Origin of the sequence: Shewanella sp. 11B5, assembly GCF_002836795.1 — a bacterium.
Taxonomy (GTDB): Bacteria; Pseudomonadota; Gammaproteobacteria; order Enterobacterales; family Shewanellaceae; genus Shewanella; species Shewanella frigidimarina.
In genome coordinates this window covers 1-5806 of sequence record NZ_PJAP01000505.1, presented here as the reverse complement: position 1 = coordinate 5806, position 5806 = coordinate 1, and the positions used below count along the sequence as shown (strand labels likewise).

The following is a 5806-nucleotide window of genomic DNA, read 5'->3' as shown; positions in this document are numbered from 1 at the left end:
TTTAGTGTTGTTGGTAAAACCTTCATGCCGACGTTAGATGAAGGAGACATTATTTTACAGTTAGAGAAGTCACCGTCGATTTCTCTGAATGCATCGATTGCCATTGATAAGCAAATTGAACAAACTCTGTTGGCACAAGTACCTGAAATAAAACAAATCGTGGCGCGTACTGGCGCCGATGAAATTGGCTTAGACCCAATGGGGCTAAACGAAACCGATGTTTTTTTGGAGCTTATCCCTCGTAGCGAGTGGCGTTTTGCCAATAAACAACAACTGATAGAAGCGATTAGAGCCGTACTCGTGGACTATCCAGGGGTTAACTTTAACTTTACTCAACCCATTCAAATGAGAGTATCCGAAATGCTGACAGGCAGCATTGGTGATGTCGCGATAAAAGTCTTTGGTAACGATATTGAGACGTTAGGCAACTTGACCAGTCAAATTCAGCAGCTTGTGAATACCACTCAAGGGAGTGTCGACGTGAAAATGTCGATGATTGAAGGTAGCTCCTTTATTAACCTCACCCTAGATAATGAAATAGCACGAGGCTTTGGTATGAGTACCATGGAGTTTGCCCGTTATCTCAAGAGCCAACTCGAAGGCGTGATAGTGACCGAAGTGTTACAAGGCAAAAAACGTACCCCAGTGCTGATTGCCAGTAACCCAAGCAGCTTAAGCAGTATTAATGAGCTGCAAAACCAATTGTTAGTGATGCCTGATCATAGCCTTAAACGGGTTACTGATGTGGCCAAGCTAAGTTACAAAAAAGGTCCCATTCTTATTGAGCGTGAACAAGGCAATCGTTTCTCTGTTATTACGACCAATGTTAATGGCCGTGACATTGTTGGATTTGTTGAAGAACTGAATGCAAAAATTACTAATGAGGTTCAATTACCCAGTGGTTATAGCGTCAATTTTGGTGGTGAGTTTGAAAATCAACAACGTGCTACTAACAATCTGCTGCTGGTTATTCCTATTGCCATAGCGCTCATCACGTTGATTTTATTTACTACGTTTGGCTCACTCGCCAAAGCTGGGTTGATCCTCGCCAACGTGCCTTTTGCCATGATGGGCGGTATCGTCAGTTTATATCTGTCGGGTGAGTATTTATCTGTACCTGCATCAGTAGGTTTCATCGCTCTGCTAGGTGTTGCCGTGCTTAACGGTGTCGTGATGGTGAGCTATTACGAGCAAACTAAGCATATGTTCAGTAGCCTTTTGGAAAGAATTGAACAAGGCGCCGTACGTCGTTTACGACCTATTTTAATGACGGCCACCACGGCGATGTTTGGCCTTATGCCACTGGTGTTTGCCACAGGCCCTGGCGCTGAAATTCAAAAACCGTTAGCCATAGTGGTTATCGGTGGTTTACTTACCTCAACGATTACCACGCTTTACTTGCTGCCAATTTTGTATTTCTGGCTGGAGAAACGTAAATGAGCACAGAGCAACTCTTAGTGTTGATTGCCCAAAATGATGTTAAGGATGACATCGTTGATACCTTGATTGAACTGGATTTTTTGTCAGGCTTTAGCCTCGGTGATATCTGTGGATTTAGTCGCGAACACAGTCATTTCAATATCAAGGAGCAAGTCGAGGGCTATAGGGAATTTTACAAGTTTGAAATTATGCACCCTCAAGCTCAGCAGACGGCACTTCTTGAAGCGCTCGCGTTAGTCTGCAAGCATAATCCTTGTCGCTACTGGATTATGCCTATCGATCAAACCGGCACCCTATGTTAACGATTATATGTTAAGTGATTAATATTAAACGATATATTAAGCGATAGGTTAAGTTCGATAGGTTAACTAGACTATAGGACTAAGCTTTGCTGGCTTAATAGAGTTACACCACGACTTGATTAAACAGGTTTTGCACAATAAACAGACCGATGAAACACGAGATAGCCGACATAATGGGTGTTACAACCCAACCCATTAAAATTTTAAGTAATACCCCCAATTGCACTGGTAAACGTTTTAATATGGCAATGCCAATGACCGCCCCAATAAGGGCTTGCGAACTTGAAACTGGAACAAGTGGAATAGAAGGTAAGCCTATATTGGTAAACGCATCTGAAAGTGATTGCGAGGAAAAGATGAACAGCACAGTTGAGTGAGCCATAACAACAACCCAAGCGCTGATTGGGGTCATGGTGATTAAATTATCTCCCACAGTGAGCATGACTTTTTTAGAGTAGGTGAATACACCAACACTAATCGCAATCGCCCCAATAAAAAATAATTGCATTGAAGCGCTAAATTCTACCCCTGCAATATGCAGTGGATCTAGCGGCGTACTCGGAACAAACACCCCCATCACATTCGCAATATTATTTGCGCCTAAACTGTATGAACCAAACGCCCCCGCAAAAATTAATCCAATGCGAGTCCAATTATCTAGTTGAAATAGTCCTGGCCTGAGTGTGTGCAGCAAAAATGTGACACACTTATACAAGATAATCGCCACCACTGCGGCAAGAATAGGGCACAGAACCCAAGTGGTTAAAATTTTTGTAAGTACGCTTGAGTCTGTTGCCATGTCGCTAAATAAATTCCAACCAATAATGGCGCCAACAATGGCTTGGCTAGTTGATACCGGCAATCCGGATTTTGTCATAAAATACACAGTTGTTGCAGCGGACAGTGCGACAGTAAATGCACCACCCATGGCCGATACTTTGCCTAATGCGCCCAACGTATGAGATGCCCCCGCGCCACTAATGACCGAGCCTAAAATAAGCATAATGGAACAAATAATCGCCGCAGTTGAAAATTTGAGCATTTTGGCCCCAACCGCAGTGCCAAAAACATTGGCAGCATCATTAGCGCCTAATGACCAACCAAGAAACAAGCCACTTGAAAGAAAAATCCAAATTGCAATATCCATGCATCCGTTCCTTATTGCGCACGTTTCAGAGTGAAGATTGCAATACGATCACAGATGTCTTCAGATAAATTGGCAACTTCGTCAATACGGTCAATAAAATATCGTAGCTGAACTTTATTGATGAGGTCTAAGTCAGTGTCAAATAGGTTTATTTTTGTTTTGGTACAGAGCCGGTCGGCTTCGCTTTCAAAAGCGATAACCTTTGTGTGGTATTCCTGTACCCGTTGTAAATCGGTAAAAAAACTGCGAGCGCATAACACGGTGTGATCGATGGTTTCACCTACCGCCTTCAATAACCTGAACAGATCCTCTTCAATTTCTGGCGGAATAATCGGTTGCTCAATTTTTAGGTGTAACCCTATGATGTCCTGCTTATTGATAAGCCGATCGGCAAGGTTTATTAATGAAGCCACATCAGATCGTAAGTCTGGGATCAGGGTTTTAAGATAGAGAATCTGCTCGATTTCTCTTTTCAATAAATCAGCTTGATGCTCAATTGACTGCAGTTCATTTAGCGTATGCTCAAATTCAGGGCTTCTGGGGCCATATGCGAAGTAACTTTTCCACATTTGCACTGATTTATGATGTGACAATGTGACTTGGTCAAAAAATAAATAGACCTTAGTTTCAGTCGAGCGACTTTGCGAGAGAAGTGTGGTGATTCGAGAAAAACCAAACATTGGCATCTCCTTAACAGTATGGGAAGGAAGCCGAAACGTAGGTCAAATGAACGGATTCGTTATTTGACCTACAGAGGAACGCTATTGATTAAATGCTTCTGTAATGGTGAAAGTAGAGTTAGTTTTAGACCCCTGATGGCTAGAATCAAACCCAACAGCTTTAACTTGTTGATTAATATATTGATATGCTTCATCCAGCCGCGCTTTATCACCATCGCTACCTTTAAATGAAAACTCAGCGAAAGTTATCCGAGGTTTACGGTAGTAAGGGGTCCAAATTTGGAACTCCATTTCAACATCGTTAAAACGCTTATCTTTAACAAATCCGTCCCAACCATGAGTTCGCATCACCACGGTTTGAATCAAATCTTGCTTATGTTGATTGTATATATCACTGACAATGTCCCACATCGCTTGATTGCGTTTTATGATGTCAAATACCGTAGCGATATTAACGTGCTGTATGTCGATGTCATTGGGAGAATAGGGCAGATCGTAACTGACGCTATAAGCTGCATTACCCTCGGTATAGTCGACTTCAGCCTTTTTGTAACCACTCAGTTCGCCGAACGCTTGAGGGTTATCGGCACGTAATTTTATGGTGATTTTGCTTTTACGTGGTGTAGTCACATTTTCTCTAACTCGAATATTAATGTGTTTAGCATTAAAATCACGATTGGGCGTATCAATAAATGTGACCAGTTTTATGCTTAATTCCTCTTCGAGAGTGATAAAACTAAATGCATTTGTAAAATCAGGCGTCAGTTGATCTGCAGCATAAGGTAATGTGCTAGCTACTCCAGTATTGACGTGGTATTCCAAAGACGTAAATTGGTTTGGTGAAAGTGCATAAGCACCGCTATGGAGGCATAAACTAACTAAGCCGATAACAAGTAAATGAGTTTTCATTTTCACTATCTCCTAAAAAGCAAACTGCACACGAGCTTGGATGATATTTCCATCTTGGTCGTATCGCGTGACACCATCAATGTCGACATAAGCTTCTTTATAATCTGCTTTGGTATGGACATAGTTAAGTTGAGTTTTTAGGTTATTTTCTAAATACCAATTTACACCTAGGATATAGTCTGTTTTTTTGCCGCCGATAATATCTGAGTCAGTATCATCAAAGTTTGCGTGGTCATACCTAACTGCAAGTTCCCAAGCTCCGTAACCTCCAGCAGAAATGGCACTTGCAGGGCTGATCGCTTTAAAGGTGCCTTTTTTGTTACTGTATTGCCAGCTTTCACCGGTTAAGGTGTACACGGCTTGAGCATAATAGCTATCGACAGTAATTGTTGGGTCATCGACTTGGTCAGCTTTTGCGATCATGTACTCGGCTTGCAATAGTAGATTATTACGTTGATAAGCCGCTTCAATACCATAATGTTGGGTTGAGTCTGCATCAAATTTGCCAGTGTCGATAATTCGACCTGCTGGCTTACTGCTTGGGCGAGCACGGTAACGTGTTTCTAATACTTCATCATTGTTTAAGGTGTAAAGCGCACTTGCGCCTAAATGTAACAGGTGGACATTATTATTGATGGGGGCTGCGGTGAATCTTGCATTGAAAATATCTTGTTGGAAATTTTGGTCGTCATCGTCGAATCCGGCATTCATACCATAACCAATTTTGAAATTATAATAGTTGGCAATATAACCCCACTCAATACCGATGCCTCGCTCTGGAGAGAATGTATCCGTTGATGCTCGCTCTAAAAACGCCAAGTTTTTTGAGCTTCCGGTCGCTTCTAATCCAAAGCCAAATTTTTGAAAGCCAATGGTTAACTCATTATTGTCCCAGCCTCTATAGCTCACATTGGCATCTTTTATTTCAACGTCCGAGTCACCGTCAAAATCAAATTCGAGAGCATATTTCCATACATTTGAAAAATAACCTTCAATACCAAAACGGATACGACGTAAGCTAGCATCGTTAAATTTATCTTCATAAGTGAATTTGTTACCCGTGTACAGTTCATCAGCACTGACATAATCAGCTTGAAAACGACCGGTAAATTCAAGGGTAGAACTGCCATCTTTAGATATTAATTCTGGGGTTGGACTGCTTTTTGAAAACTTAATTCGGTCTACTTTATTTGCCGCATCCTTTGCTTCAATTAACTCTTTTTCAAGGGCATCTAATCGCCGCTCTAGTTCGATGATTTTGTCAGAATCAGCCGCCATTGCATTTGAGGGAAAACACAAAAGCGCAACTGAAATTGCCAGCGCAACAC

Annotated in this window: 6 protein-coding genes; 2 read left to right on the top strand and 4 right to left on the bottom strand. The window is 41.7% G+C overall.

Annotated features, from left to right (window positions below; all coding sequences use genetic code 11):
- Both CXF78_RS11870 and CXF78_RS11865 read left to right on the top strand, forming a co-directional pair.
- A partial coding sequence (locus CXF78_RS11870; protein ID WP_145991428.1) for an efflux RND transporter permease subunit occupies nucleotides 1–1440 on the top strand: 1440 nt, incomplete at its 5' end.
- Nucleotides 1437–1742 carry a DUF3240 family protein gene (locus tag CXF78_RS11865; RefSeq protein ID WP_011639295.1) on the top strand — a complete coding sequence of 102 codons (306 nt, stop codon included), beginning with the start codon at nucleotides 1437–1439 and terminating at the stop codon, nucleotides 1740–1742. The genes CXF78_RS11870 and CXF78_RS11865, both read left to right, overlap by 4 nt.
- 103 nt (nucleotides 1743–1845) lie before the next feature.
- Here the strand turns inward: CXF78_RS11865 and CXF78_RS11860 are convergent, their stop codons facing one another.
- The 4 genes from CXF78_RS11860 to CXF78_RS11845 form a co-directional block, all read right to left on the bottom strand.
- Complete coding sequence (locus tag CXF78_RS11860; protein WP_011639294.1) at nucleotides 1846–2889, bottom strand: inorganic phosphate transporter; 1044 nt, start codon at nucleotides 2887–2889, stop codon at nucleotides 1846–1848.
- A gap of 11 nt (nucleotides 2890–2900) precedes the next feature.
- Nucleotides 2901–3569, bottom strand: a complete 669-nt coding sequence (locus tag CXF78_RS11855) for a DUF47 domain-containing protein (protein WP_011639293.1) — start codon at nucleotides 3567–3569, stop codon at nucleotides 2901–2903.
- Between the two features lie 81 nt (nucleotides 3570–3650).
- Nucleotides 3651–4478, bottom strand: coding sequence for a hypothetical protein (locus tag CXF78_RS11850; RefSeq protein WP_102036906.1), 828 nt, complete (start codon nucleotides 4476–4478; stop codon nucleotides 3651–3653).
- 12 nt (nucleotides 4479–4490) lie between these two features.
- Nucleotides 4491–5806, bottom strand: a 1316-nt coding sequence (locus tag CXF78_RS11845) for an OprO/OprP family phosphate-selective porin (protein ID WP_102036905.1), incomplete at its 5' end; no start/stop codon positions are given.